The sequence below is a fragment of the Streptomyces sp. NPDC050504 genome (genome assembly GCF_044458065.1).
GTDB lineage: Bacteria > Actinomycetota > Actinomycetes > Streptomycetales > Streptomycetaceae > Streptomyces.
The window spans coordinates 394,974-411,404 of sequence record NZ_JBITHO010000002.1 but is presented as its reverse complement, the minus strand read 5'-3'; the positions used below and the strand labels follow the sequence as shown (position 1 = coordinate 411,404).

The window sequence follows — 16,431 nt, the reverse complement described above, 5'->3', positions numbered from 1 at the left end:
CCCCTACCGCCTACCGCCGGTAGAAGATCCGCTCCCCGTACTCCGTCATCACGCGCCCGTTCCACTCGTGCCCGCCGTCCACGTTCCCCGACCGCAGCATCGGCGGCTCCACGCCCCGCGCCACCAGCGCCTCCGCCGCCGCCGCGACCATCGCCTGCATCAGCGCGCTGGTGACGACCGTCGACGCCGGGGCGAACGGCGCCTCGATGCCCTCCGCCGTCAGCTCCGCGTCCCCGACCGCGATCTTGCTGTCGAGGACGACGTCGCAGTGGTCCTTGAGGAAGGTCCCCGACACGTGCCGGGACTTCGTCTCGGCGGCGTACGCCACCGACGTGACCCCGATCACCTTCAGCCCCAGCGCCCGCGCGTTCATCGCCATCTCCACGGGCAGCGCGTTCCGCCCGGAGAGGGAGATGATCACGAGTACGTCCCCGGCCTTCACGGGCGAGGAGTCGAGCACCGCCCCCGCCAGGCCGTCCACGCGCTCCAGCGCGGAGCCCAGCGTCGCGGGCATCACGTCGACCCCGACGACGCCCGGCACGGCCAGCAGGTTCATCAGGGCCAGGCCGCCCGCGCGGTACACGACGTCCTGTGCGGCCAGCGAGGAGTGCCCCGCGCCGAAGGCGAAGAGGCGTCCCCCGTCGGCGACCGTGGCGGCGATGGCCTCGCCCGCGGCGGCGACGTTCCCCGACTCCTCGTCCCGTACACGCCGCAGCAACTCGATCGCCGCGTCGAAGAACTGCCCGGACAGCTTGCTCTCGGTCATCCCGGAGGGCTCCTTCCCGTCGTGTCGCGGATCACGGTGCGGTCTGTACCTTTGCCCTGTCAACACGGCCGGGCACGGTTGTCGGTGGTATGCGTCAGAATTGGTGCAGGGCCAGCGCACGCACGATTTCCATCGAGGGGCACGTATGTCCGGACTGATCGACACCACCGAGATGTATCTCCGCACCATCCTTGAGCTCGAAGAGGAAGGTGTCGTCCCCATGCGCGCCCGTATCGCCGAGCGGCTGGACCAGAGCGGTCCCACGGTCAGCCAGACCGTCGCGCGCATGGAGCGGGACGGCCTCGTGCAGGTCGCGGGGGACAGGCACCTGGAGCTGACCGACGAGGGCCGCCGCCTGGCGACCCGCGTGATGCGCAAGCACCGCCTCGCCGAGTGCCTGCTCGTCGACGTGATCGGCCTGGAGTGGGAGCAGGTCCACGCCGAGGCCTGCCGCTGGGAGCACGTGATGAGCGAGGCCGTCGAGCGCCGCGTCCTGGAGCTGCTGCGGCACCCGACGGAGTCGCCGTACGGCAACCCGATCCCGGGCCTGGAGGAGCTGGGCGAGAAGGCCGAGGCCGATCCGTTCCTGGACGACAGCATGGTCAGCCTGGCCGAGCTGGACGCGGGCCCGGACGGGAAGAACGTGGTGGTGCGCCGCATCGGCGAGCCCATCCAGACCGACGCCCAGCTGATGTACACGCTGCGCCGCGCGGGCGTGCAGCCCGGTTCCGTGGTGTCCGTGACGGAGTCCCCCGGCGGGGTGCTCGTCGGCAGCGGCGGCGAGGCCGCCGAGCTGGACGCGGAGATCGCGTCCCACGTTTTTGTCGCGAAGCGCTGAGTTTTCCCGCGGTGTGCGGCCCCCGCGGCCGCACACCGACGATTTCCGGCCGGAACGGCAGCGGCCGCACGGATCGCGTGCGAGGCTGTCGCCGAGGCATATGACGTAGCGCGTCGCGGCCGTGGAGGGAGCGAGGATGCGCCTGTCGTACCGGCACGTGCTCCGGCGCCCGCCCGCCGTGAGCGGTTCCCCCGGACGCCGTTCCCCCGAACAGCAGGAGGGCCCCGGCGCCGCGCGGCGCCGGGGCCTGTCCTCCCCCTTGCTGACCTGGAGCCCCGAGCTCTCAAGGTCATCCCCTCGGACCGGTTTCCCCGAGCGGTCCGCCTCCCGAAAGAAGATCTCCCCTCGGCGGCGAGCGCCAATCCTTGAGCGTGGTCACTCGAACGAGGGGTGTTGGGCGCGGGAACGGGGTCATCGAATAAGAGTTCGATAGTGTGGCGGGGCTGACCGTTCGGGAGAACGAAGGGATCAGAAGGGGGTGCCAGGACACATGGTGCGGCGCATCGACGTGACCGGAACCGGCGGCGTACGCCTCGCCGCCTGGGAGTTCGCGGACCCGCCCAAGGGGCGCCCCGACCCCGAGCGCGCCCCGGGGGTGTTACTGCTCCACGGCCTGATGGGCCGCGCGGCGCACTGGGCCCCGACCGCCCGCTGGCTCTCCGAGCGGCACCGCGCGATCGCCCTCGACCAGCGCGGCCACGGCCGCAGCGAGAAGCCGCCCGAAGGCCCTTACGGCCGCGAGGCGTACGTCGCCGACGCGATCGCCGCCATCGAGCAGCTCGACCTCGCGCCCGTCACCCTCGTCGGCCACTCCATGGGCGCGCTCACCGCCTGGCAGCTCGCCGCCCGCCGCCCGGACCTGGTCCGCTCCCTCGTCATCTGCGACATGCGCGCGTCCGCCCTCGGGGTGGCCTCCCAGCGGGAGTGGGAGGACTGGTTCAAGTCCTGGCCCGTCCCCTTCGCGACCCTCGCCGACGTCCGCAGGTGGTTCGGCGAGGACGACCCCTGGGTGGAGCGCCCCTCCCCGTCGCGCGGCGCGTTCTTCGCGGAGGTCATGGTCGAGCGCGCGGACGGCTGGCGCCCGCTGTTCTCCCGGCGGCAGATGCTGACGGCGCGCGAGACGTGGGTGTACGACGCGCACTGGGACGACCTCGCGCAGGTCCGGTGCCCCGCGCTGGTCCTCCGGGGCCTGGACGGGGACCTCGGGCGGGCGGAGGCCCAGGAAATGGTCCGCGTGCTGCCCAGGGGGCGGTACGCGGAGGTGGCGGACGCGGGGCACCTCGCGCACCTCGACCAGCCGGAGAGCTGGCGGGCGGCGGTGGAGCCCTTCCTGGAGGAAACCTCCAGGACCCGGGCCTGACGGTTTCCTCGTGCAGCTTCCTCGTGCCGTTTCCTCGTGCCGGGTGGGTACGCGCGGCAGCCGCCCCGCTCCCGCGCGCCTCCCCGCGCCCCTGACGGGGCCCGATCGCACCGGGGCCGTACGGGCTACCCCTTGCTGACCGCCGCCAGGATCTCCGGCCCCCGCCCCGCGACCTGCGGCGCGGCCAGCCGTACCCCGCCCCACGCCACCCCCGCCCCGTACAGCGCGCCCACCGGCAACAGCAGCCACAGCAGATCCGTCGCCCCCGACACGTGCAGCCAGATCGTCAGGGCCAGCACCGGCGCGCACAGCAGCCCCGCCGCCACCATCCCCCCGACGATCGACATCCAGGCGAGCCCCGCCTGCCCGGGGGCGACGTTCTTGTACGCGCTGTCCTGCGGGATTGAGTACGGGAACCGCGCCGACGTCACCGCCCCCGTCGCCAGCATCGCGCCCAGCAGCGCGAACGAGAGCCCCAGCGCCTCGGGCAGCGCCGCCCAGTCCCCGATCAGCCCGGCGGTCAGCGCCGTGACCAGCACGCTGTACGGCACGGTCAGCACCAGCAGCGCGTACGCCCGCGCCCGCAGCTCCTCGTACGCGTCCCGCGTCCCCGCGATCGTCTGCGCGACCATCCAGAACGCCGAGGTGTCCTGGCCGAACTGGTTGTACATCATCGTGCCGAGCATCCCCGCGGCGAAGCACGCCAGATAGATCGACCCGGTGCCCTGCAACGCGTTGAAGACCGGCACGATCAAGCCGATCGCCAGCGAAGTCGCCCACGCCATCTTGGTCTTGGGATCCCGCCACACGTACCGCAGCGACCGCAGCATCACCGCCCCCGTACGCCCCTCGGGCAACAGCGAGGCCAGCGCGGCCCGGCCGCCGACGGCCCCTTCGCGCGCCCCGGAGGGATCCGCCGCCCCCACCGTGGAGCCGTCCGGCTCCGTCATCAGCCGCACCAGGCTGTGCCGCCAGAACCCAAGCAGCGCCACCAGCGCCAGCACCGAGAGTCCCAGCTGCGCCGCGACCTCCCCGTACGCGCCCCGCCCCGCCGCGTCCACCGCGCCGATAGCCGAGGCGGGCGGCACCCACCGCAGCACGTCGCCCGCCGGGTCCAGCGCCGCGACCCCGCCGGCCTGCCCGAGCCGCTGCACCCCGAAGTTCACCACCTGCGCGCCCACCGCGATCAGCAGCCCGCTCAGCACCGCCAGGTCCCGGCCCCTGCGCGAGGTCAGCAGCCGGATGTTCGCCGTGGCCACCGCCCGCGCCAGCGCCACGCACACCAGCAGCGCCAGCGGCACCGCCACCACCGCGAGCACCGCCCCCGCCGCACCCCGCGCCACCGCGATCACCGAACCGAGCAGCAGACAGAGCGAGAACAGCGGCCCGATCCCGACCAGCGACGCCGCGAGCAGCGCCCCCACCAGCGGCCGGGGCCGCAACGGCAGCATCACCAGCCTGCCCGGGTCCAGCGTCTCGTCCCCGCCGGGGAAGAACAGCGGCATCACCGCCCACCCCAGCGCCAGGATCCCGGTCAGCAGCACGGTCACCGTCGCCGCGTGCGCGTCGCCCCGCAGCAGGACGAGTCCGACGAGCTGCCCCGCCGCGACCAGCACCGCGAAGACGGCGGACGCCACGTAGGCCGCGGTGCGCCCGGACGACTGCCGCAGCCCGTTCCTGAGCAGCGACAGCTTGAGCCGTACGAAGAGAGGGACCAGCGCCGCGGTGTTCACCGGGCACCAACCCCGTCCCCGGCCCCGCTTTCGCCTTCGCCCCCGTTCCCCTTCCCCTTCCAGGCCCCCGTACCGCCGCCGCCCAGCCAGTCGAGCGACTGCCCCGACCCGCGCCCGTTCGCGCCGACCAGTTCGAGGAACGCGTCCTGGAGGGTCGCCGCGGACCCCCGTACCTCCGCGAGCGTGCCCTGCGCGCGGATCCGGCCCGCCGTCATCACCGCGACCCAGTCGCACAGCGACTCCACCAGCTCCATCACGTGGCTGGAGAAGACGACGGTGGCGCCCGAGGAGGTGTACCGCTCCAGGACGCCCCGGATCGTCTGCGCCGACACCGGGTCCACGCCCTCGAACGGCTCGTCCAGGAACAGGACTTGGGGATTGTGCAGCAGCGCCGCCGCGAGCCCGATCTTCTTCCGCATGCCGGTCGAGTAGTCCACGACCAGCTTGTGCTGGGCGCCCGCCAGGTCCAGTACGTCCAGGAGCTGGGTCGCCCTGCTGTCCACCTCGGCGCCCGGCAGCCCGCGCAACCGCCCTGTGTAGCCGAGGAGTTCGCGCCCGGACAGCCGCTCGAAGAGCCGCAGCCCCTCCGGCAGCACCCCGATCCTGGACTTCGCCTCGACCGGATCGCGCCACACGTCGTGCCCGGTGACCTCCACCCGGCCCCGGTCCGGTCTGAGCAGCCCGGTCACCATGGACAGCGTCGTGGTCTTGCCCGCCCCGTTCGGCCCGACCAGGCCGATGAACCTGCCCGCGGGGAGCGTCAGATCGACGCCCGCGACGGCCACCTGCTCCCCGAAGCGCTTCCACAGCCCCTCGACGCGAACGGCGGGCGGAGCGACCTCCGCTCCGCCCGCCGCCGCACCGCTCTCGACCTGACCCGGCATGTCCCACTGCCTCTCGGTGTCCCCGCACAGGCCCGTTCGGCGAGGGTGGGGACACCTTAGAGCGTGGGCCCGAGCCCCGGCCCTGTCACGCCCGGCCCGGCCCCGTCGCTCCCGGCCCTGTCGTGCCCGGCACCGTCACGCCCGGCGCGCCCGCTCCGCCGCCGCCTCGCGCCCGCACGCGTACGCCAGCGGGCTGATCAGCTCCTCCGCGTCCGGCAGCCAGCGGTTCGCCGGGGTCGGACGGCGGGCCCACTGGACCGCGCCGTGCCCGCCGACGCGGGTCGGGGGCGCCGCCACGTAGTCGCCCTCGCCGCGCGCCACCAGGTCGATCGCGGTCGGCGCCCAGCCCAGCTTGCGCACGAGGTCGGGGACCTTCACCGCGCCGCCCGGCAGGACGAAGAACAGCATCCTGCGGTCCGGGGTGCAGGTGACGGGGCCGAGCGTCAGCTCCATCCGCTCCATGCGGGCCAGCGCCAGGAAGCCGGCCGTCTCGGGCACGTCGATCGCGTCGAAGGTGCGGCCCGTCGGCAGCAGGATCGAGGCCCTGGGCTGCTTCTGCCACATGCGCCTGGCCACCGTCGCGCTGCCCGTCGCCTGGGTCGCCCAGTCGGGCTTGACGGCGTGCGCCCCCGGCACGGCACAGGCGGGGTCGCCGCACGAGCAGTGCTCGGTGCCGTCGGTCGCCTCCAGCCACGTCCCGGGGAACACGTCCCAGTGCCGCTCTTCCGCGTATCGCACGGCGCTGTCCAGCAACTGCTCGTTGCGCTGCTGGGGGATCTGGACGGCTTCCGTGCCTGAGATGGTCTCTTCCACGAACAACTCAACTACCGCCACCACCTCGGGTTACGGGCGCACGCCGCCCGGTCGCGGTGCATCGATCCTGCATCCGGGGCGCACGGGTGCATGGGCGGGGGCGCGCGTGGGGACGGGGAGCGGTGGCCGGGTAGCCACGAGTCGAGAACCGCTTTCATTCTCGTCGGGCTCCCCCCAAGGGGCCCGATCCGTTGCAGAACGACCGAAGTTGCGCACTTCTGTGTTACTTCGCATTTCTCGCATATCTGCCGGGCAGTGATCGAGGGTAGCGATCACTGCGGTCTCAGGGGGAAACATGGCAGCCAGGCCACTCGTAGCCCGCCAGCCGAACGAACGGTTGCAGGCCCTCATCCAGGAGGCCGGGTGCTCCAACGCCGGTCTCGCCAGGCGGGTCAACATGGTCGGCGCGGAGCGCGGCCTCGATCTGCGCTACGACAAGACGTCCGTCGCCCGCTGGCTGCGCGGCCAGCAGCCGCGCGGCAGGGCGCCCGGCATCATCGCCGAGGCGCTGGGGCGCAAGCTGGGCCGCACGGTCACGATCGACGAGATCGGCATGGCCAACGGCAAGAACCTCGCGTCGGGCGTCGGCCTCCAGTTCTCGCCGACCGTGCTCGGCGCGATCGAGCAGGTCTGCGAGTTGTGGCGCAGCGACGTGGGGCGCCGCGACTTCCTCTCCGGGTCGACCGTCGCCGCGTCCGCGCTCGTCGAGCCGAGCCGCGACTGGCTGATCACGGCGGCTGACACGCAGGTCGCGCGCGCGGCCGGGTCGCGGGTCGGCGTCTCGGACGTGGAGGCGGTACGGGCGATGACGCACGCGCTCGTCGAGCTCGACCACCGCTTCGGCAGCGGGCACGTCAGGCCCGTGGTGGTGCACTACTTGAACAGCGTCGTCTCGGGGCTGCTCTCCGGGTCCTACCGGGAGGCGGTCGGCCGGGACCTCTTCGCGGCGGTCGCGCGGCTCACGGAACTCGCGGGGTACATGGCCGTCGACACCGGGCAGCCGGGGCTCGCCCAGCGCTACTACATCCAGGCGCTGCGCCTGGCCCAGGCGGCGGGGGACCGGGGGTACGGCGGGTACGTACTGGCCGCGTCCATGAGCCACCTCGCGGCGCAGCTCGGCAATCCGCGCGAGATCGCGCAGTTGGCGCGGGCCGCGCAGGAGGGCGCGCGGGGGCGGGTCACGCCGCGCGTCGAGGCGATGTTCTTCGCGGCGGAGGCGCGGGGGCACGCGCTGCTCGGGGACGCGCGGACCTGCCAGACGGTCGCCGGGCGGGCGCTGACCGCGCTGGACGCGGCGACGCCGTCGTCGGCGGAGGAGACGGGCGACGATCCCGTGTGGATCCGGCACTTCGACCACGCGTACCTCGCGGACGAGCTGGCGCACTGCCACCGGGACCTCGGGCAGGCGGAGGCGGCGGCGCGGACGGCGGAGGAGTCCTTGGAGGGGCACCCCGAGTCGCGGGCGCGGCGCCGCGCGATCGGGCTCATCCTGCTGGCGACCGCGCAGGTGCAGCAGCGGGAGGTGGAGCTGGCGTGCCACACCGGGACGCTGGCGGTGGAACTGCTGACGACCGTGCGGTCGAGCCGGGGGGCGGAGTACCTGGAGGACTTCCAGGCGAGGCTGGAGCCGTACCGGGAGGAGCCCGCGGTACGGGAGTTCGGAGCACGCCTCGAAACACAGGCGGCGTAGGAAGGGCCCGGGGGCGCGGGCTTCCTGGGGGCGGGGCGGGGGCTTGCCCGCCGCGGGCGAAACGGTGCCCCGGGACGCGTCGCGTCACCCCGCGTCCCCTTAAACAGCGTTTCCCCTGCGGTAACTGTTACTGCGCCTGACTCCGTGGCACGTCCCCAGACTCACCCGGTAGCGTGAACCGACCATTTCGTAGGTTCACGCGTAGGAGTCCTGGTGACGCAGAGCGGACAGGGTGACGAGCAGCGGCTGCCGGCCGCGCGGCCCGCGCACGAGGGTGTCGTGCTGCCCGCAGAGGCCGACGCCCCCGGCAACGGACCGGCCGGTCCAGCGGGCGGCCAGCCGTGGGGGCAGCCCTGGGGGCCAGGACACCGGACGCAGGCCCAGCCCCTGCCCCCGGCGCAGCCGCTGCCCCCCGAGCAGCCCGCGCCCACCGCCCAGTTCCCGCCGCAGGGACCGGGCCAGGGTCAGGGCCATGGGCAGGGTCAGGGCCATGGGCAGGGTCAGGGCCATGGGCAGGGTCAGGGGCAGGGTCAGGGGCAGGGCTACGGGCAGTACTCCGCCCAGCCCCCGTACCCCGCTGCCCAGGCCCACGCGCCGTACCCGGGTCAGCCGCCGTACCCGGCCCAGCAGCCCCCGTACCCGGCGCAGGCCCAACCCCCGTACTCCGACTCCGGTGCGCAGTCGACACCCGGTCAGGAGCCGTTCCCCGCGCAGCCGTTCCAGGGGCAGCCGTTCCAAGGGCAGGGTGCCGCCCCCGCACAGCCGTTCCCCGGTCAAGGGGGCGCCTCCGCGCTGCCGTTGCCGCCCGAGGCCGTGTCCGGCGGGGGCGACGCGGATGCCACCCAGTACATCCCGCACGTCCCCGCAGAGACGCCCGCCGAGTCCACCACCTTCCTCGGCACCGCCTCCCTCCAGCAGGCTTCCGCCCCGGCCCCGGCTCCCGCCCAGGCCCCTGCTCCCGCCCCCGGGGGCAGTGACGACGCCACGCAGTACATTCCGCCCGTCCCCGGCGGCTCCCCCTACGGCATCCGGCCCGGCGCCCCCGGCGACCGGCAGCCGCCCGCCGAGTTCGACAGCCTCTTCCGGGACGACAGCGGCACGGGCAACGCCCCTGCCCCCGCCCCGGGCCGCCGCGCCGCCCACGGCCACCACTCCGTCACCGGCGTGGGCCCCGGCGCCCCCGCCCCGGGGCACGGCGCTCCCGGGTACGGCGCCCCCGTCCCCGGCGCTCCCGGCCAAGGGCACGGCCCCGGCGCCCCCGTCCCCGGCGGCATCCCCGACTCCACCCAGCAGATGCCCCGCTTCGTCAACGCCCCCCAGCGCGACGCGGAAGAGCCCCGTAGCCCCCGCAAGCGGCCCTCGCACGTGCCGCTCATCGCGGCCGTCGTCGTCGGGTGCGCCGTCCTCGGTCTCGGCGTCGGCGCCGTCATGAACAGCGGCGACGACGACGAGCCCGCCAAGGACGACGACAAGCAGGTCGTCGCCGACGGCCGGGAACCCGCCGCCAAGCCCACCGACCGGGCCGCCGCCGACCCCGCGAAGCCGCAGGCCGAGGCGCTCGACAAGCTGCTCGCCGACAGCGGCAACAGCCGCGGCGCGGTGATCCGTTCCGTCGAGGCCATCAAGTCCTGCGGCGACCTGGACAAGGCGGCCGCCGACCTGACCGACGCGGCCCGGCAGCGCAGGGACCTGGTGACCCGCCTCCAGGGGCTGACCGTCGACAAGGTGCCGCAGCACGCGCAGCTGTCCGCCGCGCTCACCAAGGCGTGGAACGCCTCGGCGTCCGCCGACGACCACTACGCGGCCTGGGCGAAGCAGGCCAAGAGCAAGAAGGTCTGCCGCCACGGCAAGGCCCGCGGCACCGACCGGGCGGCCGAGGGCAACCGCGCCAGCGGCGAGGCGACCGGGGCCAAGCAGGAGGCGTCCCGGCTGTGGAACGCCGTCGCGGGCAAGTACGGGCTCAGCAACCGGCAGCCCAGCCAGCTGTGACCGGGAGGCCGGAGCCCTGTTGTCGGGCCCGGCCGCAAGGGCCCGGCCACCGGTCCCGGCCACCGGTCCCGGCCACCGAGCCCGGCCGAAGGGGCCCGGCCGCAAGGGCCGGGCCGGGGGCGGAGGTCCTCAGGGCGTGGCGTCGGTCAGTGCCTTCGTCACGTCCATGAACCCCCCGCCCTTGCGCTCCGCGATGAGCTGGCCGTTCCGTACGACCTGCGGGACCACCTGGCGGTTGACCAGCCGCGGGTACTCCGTCGACGGCAGCATCGCGTGGAAGTCCCAGCGCAGGGTGGGGGTGAGCCCGCCCGTGGTCACCTGGGCGCCGCGGTCGAGGACCCGGGAGATCTGCCGGGCGCCGACCTCGTCCGAGTCGGCGCCCTCCACGGCGGCCTTGAGCACGGAGTACGCGATCCAGGTGGTCTGCACGCCCGTGTCCGCCGCGTCGATGCGGTTGTCGCTGAACGCGTACTTCCTGATCACCTCGCGCATCGGCGCCCAGCGCGGATCGCCGGAGTCCGGGTACCAGCCGGTGACGGACGCGCCCTCCAGGGGGCTGTCCTTGCCGCCCGTACGGTCGATCAGCGGCTGGCCGACGCTGCCGAGCACCGAGGAGATCCGGATCTCCCGCTCCTTGGGCTCGGCCTCCCGCAGGCGCCGGAAGGAGTCGAAGAACGTCTCCGTGCGGTCGCCGAGCACCGCGCTCACACAGCCCTTGCCCGCCAGCGCGCGGCGCGCCGACTCCTCGTACTCCGCGGCGGACTCCGGTGCCTTGACGTCGGTGACGTCGGCCTTCGGGCTGCCGCCCTCCGCGAGACCCGAGGCGAGGATCAGCGGGTAGAAGTCGCCCTCGGCGCTGTCGGGGCGCACCATCGAGATCTTCTCGCAGGCGCCCGCGAGCTGCCGCCCGCTGCCCGCGATCAGCGCGGGCTGGCCGCCGTTGACGGGGTACGACAGGTAGCTGGAGAACTCCGAGTCGGCGACGCCGTACCCGCCGATGTACGGGATTCCCGCGGACTCCAGCGGTCCCATGAAGGAGTGGGCGTCGCGGCTGTACGAGCCGACGACCGCGGCCACGCCCTTCTTGACGGCCTTGCGGGCACAGGACTCGGCGGTGTTCATGGCGTCGTCCGGCTCGTCGCAGGTGATGACGCGCAGTTCGTGGCCGTCGATGCCGCCCCGGTCGTTGATCCAGCGGGCGTAGGCCTTGGCCATGGCCGGCATGCCGGCCTTGTGGACGGTGGTGGTGTTCTGCGGTGCCCAGGTCATCACGGTGATGGGCGCTCTGCCGCCGTCACCCGTGAGGCTCGACACCGTGCCACAGCCGCCGGTGCCGATGAGGGCGAGCACGGTGGTCGCGGTGGCGGCCGCCGCGAGGGCGGTGGCGCGGTGTCGGTGTCGTCGTCCGGTGACGGTCCCTGTCACGGTCATGGACCCAGACGCTTCCGGACCCCGGTCAACTCTGCGGTGAGCGGTGCGCAACAGAGGGTGACGGCGAGGTGAATTGCGGGGGGCGGTACGGCCAAGCGGAAAGGGAACGTACGATCGACGACCGTGCAGCAAGGTTCCCCGAACTCTTCCCGTCGCGGCCGTCGCTCCTCCACCATGGGCGGCATGCCGCTCAATGACATGCCGTGGTGGCGCTGGCGCAGCAACGTGCGCTCGGCGCTGCACATGCTCTCCGACCCGACGTTCCACCAGGAGTACTGGCTGCCGGGGGTGGAAGGGTACGGAGACGTGACCGACGCCGTCTACCGGCTGGTCGAGGACACCTGGCTGGACAACTGGTCGGCGGAGAAGTACGTCGGGACGATCTTCCGGGACTCCGGCGAGGCCGCGCTGGTGGACGTCGCCGTGCTGCGGGTGCTGCGGATCATGCACCAGGTCGGCGCGGACGCCCCGGTGACCGCGTACCTGGAGCACCACGGCTGGCCGGAGGCGGTACGGGCGGCGCGCGACGCGCACGTACGGCTCGCGGAGGCGGACGGGGACGACCCGGACGCGGTGCCGCGCTCGCTGGACGTGCTGCGGATACTGACCCGCTCGGCGTGAGCCCCGGCGCGCGGGCGCGCCGGTCCGGGTGACGGACGCGTTCGGGGCGCGGCGCGGCGTTGTGGCACGCTACGGGAATGACCGACCAGTACGTCCTCACCATCTCCTGCCCGGACAAGCAGGGCATCGTGCACGCCGTGTCGAGCTACCTGTTCATCACGGGTTGCAACATCGAGGACAGTCAGCAGTTCGGGGACCGCGACACCGGCCTCTTCTTCATGCGCGTCCACTTCTCGGCCGAGCAGCCCGTGACGGTGGAGAAGCTGCGCGCGAGCTTCGCGGCGGTCGGGGACGCGTTCTCGATGGACTGGGAGATCCACCGCGCGGACGAGCGCATGCGGATCGTGCTCATGGTGTCGAAGTTCGGCCACTGCCTGAACGACCTGCTGTTCCGCTCGCGGATCGGCGCGCTGCCGGTCGAGATCGCGGCGGTCGTCTCCAACCACACGGACTTCCGGGAGCTCGTGGAGTCGTACGGCGTCCCCTTCCGGCACGTCCCGGTGACCCGCGACACCAAGGCGGCCGCCGAGGGCGAGCTGCTGGAGCTGGTGCGGGCCGAGAGCGTGGACCTCGTGGTGCTCGCCCGGTACATGCAGGTGCTCTCCGACGACCTGTGCAAGGCGCTGAGCGGGCGGATCATCAACATCCACCACTCCTTCCTGCCGAGCTTCAAGGGCGCGAAGCCCTACCACCAGGCGCACGCGCGCGGCGTGAAGCTGATCGGGGCGACGGCGCACTACGTGACGGCGGACCTCGACGAGGGGCCGATCATCGAGCAGGAGGTCGAGCGGGTCGGGCACGAGGTGACGCCGGAGCAGCTGGTGGCGATCGGGCGGGACGTGGAGTGCCAGGCGCTGGCGCGGGCGGTGAAGTGGCACGCGGAGCACCGGGTGCTGATGAACGGCCACCGCACGGTGGTCTTCGCGTAGCGCCCCCGCCCCGCACGGCCCCGCACCGCCCCGCCCTGACCCTGGCGGGGCGTCCCTCCCCGCCGCCTACAGCCTGCTCAGGCTCGCCGCCGCGAACAGGACGTCCCTGATCGCCTCGCGGTCGCCGATCTGTCCCGCCGCGGCCTCCTCCGGTGATACGTGCCCCGCCACGAGCTGGCAGAACTCCACCCCGTCGAGCGCCACCTCCGCCACCGCCAGCTCGGGGGAGCCGATCGCCGCCGGCGAGTCCAGGGCGATGTACCAGTGCCCGCCGCCCGTGCCCTCCACGTCGAGGTGGAGCGACCGGCCGGGCGTCCCCGCCGCCGCCAGCCGGTGCGGCGGCCCCGCGCGCCCCGACCTGCGCCGCTCCGCGAGCACGGCGGGCAGCAGCCGGGCCGCGAGGTCGATCATGTCGTTGAGGTGCGCGCCCGACGGCGGGTCGTACGGATAGTCCACGGCCCGCGCGATGTCCCCCGCGTGCACCCAGCACTCGAAGGCCCGGTCGACCAGCGAGTCCTGGAGCGGCAGCGCGAAGTCGCCGTACGACACGGACAGCTCGGCGACGCCGCGCCCCGCGAAGGAGACCGTGCGGACCAGCGCGTGGCTCTGCTCCCGCCACGGGTCGCGGACGTCCCGCGTCGGCGGATGGCCGCCGTGCGCGGTGCGCCAGTACGCCTCCGTGCGCGCGGTCGGCGAGTACGGGCCGTCCGGTCCCAGCGGGTCGTCCATGCCGAGCGCGGCCGAGACCAGTCCGTCCACCGCCATCAGGTGCCCGATCACCGAGGCGACCGTGGTGCGCCGGTGCACCTGCCGGTCGTCCTCGAACCACTTGAGGCGCACCGGCGCGTGCCACTCCCCGTCCCCGATGTCGCGCAGCAGCGCGTCGAGCCTGGCGGTCTCGGCGTCGTACGGCGTGGCCCAGCCGGGCACCGGGACGCGGGCCGGGCGGCGGCCCAGACAGGATTCGAGCACCCGGGAGCGGAGCAGCGGGTCGAGGTCCAGGCTCTGCTCGGCGTGCAGCAGCCCGACCGCGTCGCGCAGCCGCAGCGCCTCGTCGGCGCAGGGCGCGCAGTCGGTGAGGTGCTCCTCGACCGCGGCGGTCTCGTCGGCGGAGCAGGCGGCCAGGGCCCACGCGCCGAGCAGGGACTTCAGGATGTCGTGGTCGTACGCACCGGCGTGCGCGCCGTCGCCGGCGGCAGTGCCGGCGCCGGTGGCAGTGCCGGCATCGGTGCCGGTTTCGGTGCCGGTCTTCGCGCCCGTACCTTCGTGATCGGCTTCGTCGTTCACAGGGCCTGTCCGTATCCGGGGGACGGTCCGTCCAGCGGGCGGTTGTTGGCGGTGGCCAGGAGCTGGAGCCCCAGCCGTAGTCTGCGCCGCGCCTCGGCCTCCGTCACCCCCAGGTCGGCGGCGGTCTGGCGGTAGTCCCTGCGCTGGAAGTACGCGAGCTCCAGCGCGGCCCGCAGCGGGGCGGGCATGGACGTCACGATGTAGTCGGCGCGGGCGGCTATCGCGGCCCTGCGGACCTGCTGCTCCAACTCCTCCGACGTGCCCTCGCCGCCGTCGGCGAGCGCCGCGGCCCCGGTCTGGCGCAGCCGGTGCACGGCCTGCCTGTTGGTGATCCGCGCCACCCACGAGCGGAGGTTGCCCTGCTTGGGGTCGTACGCGTCGGGGTTCTCCCATATGTACCCGAACACCTCCCGCGTCACCTGGTCCGCCGCGGAGTCGTCGTCGAGCACGCGGTGCGCGAGGCTGTGCACGAGCGAGGCGAACCTGTCGTACAGCTCCCCGAGCGCGGCCGCCTCGCCGCGCGCCAGCCGCTGCTGGATGCGGCGGTCCCAGCGCGGTGCCGTGTCCTTCGCCATAGAACCCCCCATCTCCCCTCACTTCTCCTCGAATGTAGTCGGGGGCGCCGACAAAGCACTTCTCTTTGCGTCAAGAGAGCCCTTGTCACGAGCGAAGATGATAGGGACGCGGGCCGGAAATGATCGGTCGGGGTGGTGTGCGGGACATTCCGTTGGGTGTTGCACAGGTTGCCGGTGTTTCATGGACGGATGCCGGGGCAGCCGCGAGGAGGAAGGAGGTCCGGTCGCGTGTCACTGATGGTGGACGGGAGCGAGCACGGCCCGTGGACGGTGCTGTGCATCTCCGGTGAGCTGGACCTGGTGAGTTCTCCCGCGGTCCGGCAGCATGTGCACGACGCGGTGGCCGCGGGCCGCCGCGACCTCGTGCTCGACCTTTCCGACGTGCTGTTCTGCGATTCGAGCGGGGTCGGGGTGCTGATCGCGGCGCGTCGGCTGATGCGGTCCTGCCAGGGGCGGCTGCGGCTGATCCTGCCCGCGCAGGGGGCGGTCGACGGCTCGCACGTGAACCGGGTGCTGGCGGCGCTCGGGGTGCGGCGGCTGTTCGACGTGTACGTCGACGTGGAGTCCGCGACGGGCGGGGCGGGCGAGCCGCTGTCCGCGTGAGCGGTGTCCGCGTGGGCGGTGGCGCGGGCGGTGTTCTGGCGGCGCGTCGGCGGCGCGCTGACGGGCGCGCACATACCGTACGGGGCACCTGTCCAGGGCTCTTGTGCGCATTGAGGGTGTCTCAAGGGCCCGCGCGTCGTACCCTCCCGGCATGGACAGCGCAGAGTACGAGCGCAAGATCGCTCACCGCTTCGCCGCATTCGACCAGGACGGCAACGGGTACATCGACCGCGCCGACTTCAGCTCGGCGGCCGCGCGGCTGCTGACGGAGTTCTCCACGGCCGCCAGATCGGAGCGGGGCCAGGCGCTCTACTCGGGCGCCGAGGCCTTCTGGCAGGGCATGGCCGGGATCGCCGACGTCGACGGGGACCAGCGGGTGACCCGGAGCGAGTTCGTGGGCGGGGCGGTGAAGCGGCTGCGGGACAACCCCGAGAGGTTCGCGGAGATCGCGCGGCCGTTCCTGCGGGCGGCGCTCGCGGTCGCCGACGAGGACGGGGACGGGGTGACGGAGACCACCGCGGTGGAGCGCGCGCTCCAGGCGCTGGGGGCGGATCCGCACGTGTCGGTGTTCGTGGCGGAGGCGTTGGACGAGGGGCGGGAGGGGCGGGTGTCGGAGGACGCGGTGGTCGCGGCGTTCGCCCGCTACTTCACTGTCGTGGAGCCGGGGTAGGTCGCGCGTCCTGAGGGGTCCCGTTGCCTCGGGGTGCCGTTTTTTGCGCAGTTCCCCGCGCCCCTGGGTGGATGGGGTGATCCGGTCACGGGGATGGTGTGCCCGGGGGGTCGGGGGCGCTCCAGGGTGCACTCCTCGGATCACGAGCCGGAACCGTTTGCAGTCCTGGATAGCCCGGGTCTTGGCTCGTGCTCCTGCGGGGAGCACCCTTCCGACCCCCACCCCGGGGTACCCATACGATC

At 73.5% G+C, this 16,431-nt stretch carries 16 protein-coding genes; 8 read left to right on the top strand and 8 right to left on the bottom strand.

Going from position 1 to position 16,431, the window contains the following annotated elements:
- Positions 1-10 precede the first annotated feature (10 nt).
- A complete protein-coding gene (locus tag ACIBNE_RS07650) occupies positions 11-766 on the bottom strand; it encodes an SIS domain-containing protein (RefSeq protein WP_399270536.1) in 756 nt (251 codons plus the stop codon).
- 145 nt (positions 767-911) lie between these two features.
- Here ACIBNE_RS07650 and ACIBNE_RS07645 point away from each other — a divergent pair, with 145 nt between their 5' ends.
- Positions 912-1,604 (top strand): metal-dependent transcriptional regulator, encoded by a 693-nt coding sequence (locus ACIBNE_RS07645; RefSeq protein WP_399270535.1) that lies wholly within the window; start codon positions 912-914, stop codon positions 1,602-1,604.
- A gap of 490 nt (positions 1,605-2,094) precedes the next feature.
- Positions 2,095-2,964 carry an alpha/beta fold hydrolase gene (locus ACIBNE_RS07640; RefSeq protein WP_399271260.1) on the top strand — a complete coding sequence of 290 codons (870 nt, stop codon included), beginning with the start codon at positions 2,095-2,097 and terminating at the stop codon, positions 2,962-2,964.
- 125 nt (positions 2,965-3,089) lie between these two features.
- On the opposite strand, the gene ACIBNE_RS07635 is transcribed toward ACIBNE_RS07640, so the two are convergent.
- The 3 genes from ACIBNE_RS07635 to ACIBNE_RS07625 form a co-directional block, all read right to left on the bottom strand.
- Positions 3,090-4,697: a transporter gene (locus ACIBNE_RS07635; RefSeq protein WP_399270534.1), complete on the bottom strand. Its 1,608-nt coding sequence runs from the start codon at positions 4,695-4,697 to the stop codon at positions 3,090-3,092.
- Complete coding sequence (locus ACIBNE_RS07630; protein WP_399270533.1) at positions 4,694-5,581, bottom strand: ABC transporter ATP-binding protein; 888 nt, start codon at positions 5,579-5,581, stop codon at positions 4,694-4,696. Before ACIBNE_RS07630 ends, ACIBNE_RS07635 begins: the two co-directional genes overlap by 4 nt.
- 135 nt (positions 5,582-5,716) lie before the next feature.
- Positions 5,717-6,394, bottom strand: coding sequence for a bifunctional DNA primase/polymerase (locus tag ACIBNE_RS07625; RefSeq protein WP_399270532.1), 678 nt, complete (start codon positions 6,392-6,394; stop codon positions 5,717-5,719).
- A 295-nt stretch (positions 6,395-6,689) separates the two neighbouring features.
- On the opposite strand from ACIBNE_RS07625, the gene ACIBNE_RS07620 reads away from it, so the two are divergent.
- On the top strand, positions 6,690-8,084 hold the full coding sequence (locus tag ACIBNE_RS07620; protein WP_399270531.1) for a transcriptional regulator: 1,395 nt from the start codon (positions 6,690-6,692) through the stop codon (positions 8,082-8,084).
- A 195-nt stretch (positions 8,085-8,279) separates the two neighbouring features.
- Here the strand turns inward: ACIBNE_RS07620 and ACIBNE_RS07615 are convergent, their stop codons facing one another.
- Positions 8,280-8,861 carry a hypothetical protein gene (locus ACIBNE_RS07615; protein ID WP_399270530.1) on the bottom strand — a complete coding sequence of 194 codons (582 nt, stop codon included), beginning with the start codon at positions 8,859-8,861 and terminating at the stop codon, positions 8,280-8,282.
- A gap of 36 nt (positions 8,862-8,897) precedes the next feature.
- On the opposite strand from ACIBNE_RS07615, the gene ACIBNE_RS07610 reads away from it, so the two are divergent.
- A complete protein-coding gene (locus ACIBNE_RS07610; RefSeq protein ID WP_399270529.1) occupies positions 8,898-10,073 on the top strand; it encodes a hypothetical protein in 1,176 nt (391 codons plus the stop codon).
- 129 nt (positions 10,074-10,202) lie between these two features.
- Here the strand turns inward: ACIBNE_RS07610 and ACIBNE_RS07605 are convergent, their stop codons facing one another.
- Positions 10,203-11,504, bottom strand: coding sequence for an ABC transporter substrate-binding protein (locus ACIBNE_RS07605; RefSeq protein ID WP_399270528.1), 1,302 nt, complete (start codon positions 11,502-11,504; stop codon positions 10,203-10,205).
- Between the two features lie 183 nt (positions 11,505-11,687).
- Between ACIBNE_RS07605 and ACIBNE_RS07600 the strand changes: the two genes are divergently transcribed.
- Together ACIBNE_RS07600 and purU are read left to right on the top strand one after the other, a co-directional pair.
- Positions 11,688-12,125, top strand: a complete 438-nt coding sequence (locus tag ACIBNE_RS07600; RefSeq protein ID WP_399270527.1) for a hypothetical protein — start codon at positions 11,688-11,690, stop codon at positions 12,123-12,125.
- 77 nt (positions 12,126-12,202) lie between these two features.
- Positions 12,203-13,054 (top strand): formyltetrahydrofolate deformylase, encoded by an 852-nt coding sequence (purU, locus tag ACIBNE_RS07595; protein WP_399270526.1) that lies wholly within the window; start codon positions 12,203-12,205, stop codon positions 13,052-13,054.
- A 66-nt stretch (positions 13,055-13,120) separates the two neighbouring features.
- On the opposite strand, the gene ACIBNE_RS07590 is transcribed toward purU, so the two are convergent.
- Entirely contained in the window at positions 13,121-14,341 is a 1,221-nt protein-coding gene (locus ACIBNE_RS07590; protein ID WP_399270525.1) for a maleylpyruvate isomerase N-terminal domain-containing protein, read from the bottom strand.
- A complete protein-coding gene (locus tag ACIBNE_RS07585; protein ID WP_399270524.1) occupies positions 14,338-14,916 on the bottom strand; it encodes an RNA polymerase sigma factor in 579 nt (192 codons plus the stop codon). Before ACIBNE_RS07585 ends, ACIBNE_RS07590 begins: the two co-directional genes overlap by 4 nt.
- Before the next feature lie 228 nt (positions 14,917-15,144).
- Here ACIBNE_RS07585 and ACIBNE_RS07580 point away from each other — a divergent pair, with 228 nt between their 5' ends.
- Together ACIBNE_RS07580 and ACIBNE_RS07575 are read left to right on the top strand one after the other, a co-directional pair.
- On the top strand, positions 15,145-15,519 hold the full coding sequence (locus ACIBNE_RS07580) for an STAS domain-containing protein (protein ID WP_399270523.1): 375 nt from the start codon (positions 15,145-15,147) through the stop codon (positions 15,517-15,519).
- Between the two features lie 151 nt (positions 15,520-15,670).
- On the top strand, positions 15,671-16,189 hold the full coding sequence (locus ACIBNE_RS07575) for an EF-hand domain-containing protein (RefSeq protein ID WP_399270522.1): 519 nt from the start codon (positions 15,671-15,673) through the stop codon (positions 16,187-16,189).
- Positions 16,190-16,431 lie beyond the last annotated feature (242 nt).

Excerpts from the sequence above, each read along its gene's own strand:
- ACIBNE_RS07620 (WP_399270531.1), top strand. The coding sequence starts at position 6,690 with ATGGCAGCCAGGCCACTCGTAGCCCGCCAGCCGAACGAACGGTTGCAG.
- ACIBNE_RS07630 (WP_399270533.1), bottom strand. The coding sequence starts at position 5,581 with ATGCCGGGTCAGGTCGAGAGCGGTGCGGCGGCGGGCGGAGCGGAGGTC.
- ACIBNE_RS07605 (WP_399270528.1), bottom strand. The coding sequence starts at position 11,504 with ATGACCGTGACAGGGACCGTCACCGGACGACGACACCGACACCGCGCC.
- ACIBNE_RS07650 (WP_399270536.1), bottom strand. The coding sequence starts at position 766 with ATGACCGAGAGCAAGCTGTCCGGGCAGTTCTTCGACGCGGCGATCGAG.
- purU (WP_399270526.1), top strand. The coding sequence starts at position 12,203 with ATGACCGACCAGTACGTCCTCACCATCTCCTGCCCGGACAAGCAGGGC.
- ACIBNE_RS07575 (WP_399270522.1), top strand. The coding sequence starts at position 15,671 with ATGGACAGCGCAGAGTACGAGCGCAAGATCGCTCACCGCTTCGCCGCA.
- ACIBNE_RS07645 (WP_399270535.1), top strand. The coding sequence starts at position 912 with ATGTCCGGACTGATCGACACCACCGAGATGTATCTCCGCACCATCCTT.
- ACIBNE_RS07640 (WP_399271260.1), top strand. The coding sequence starts at position 2,095 with ATGGTGCGGCGCATCGACGTGACCGGAACCGGCGGCGTACGCCTCGCC.
- ACIBNE_RS07585 (WP_399270524.1), bottom strand. The coding sequence starts at position 14,916 with ATGGCGAAGGACACGGCACCGCGCTGGGACCGCCGCATCCAGCAGCGG.
- ACIBNE_RS07600 (WP_399270527.1), top strand. The coding sequence starts at position 11,688 with ATGCCGCTCAATGACATGCCGTGGTGGCGCTGGCGCAGCAACGTGCGC.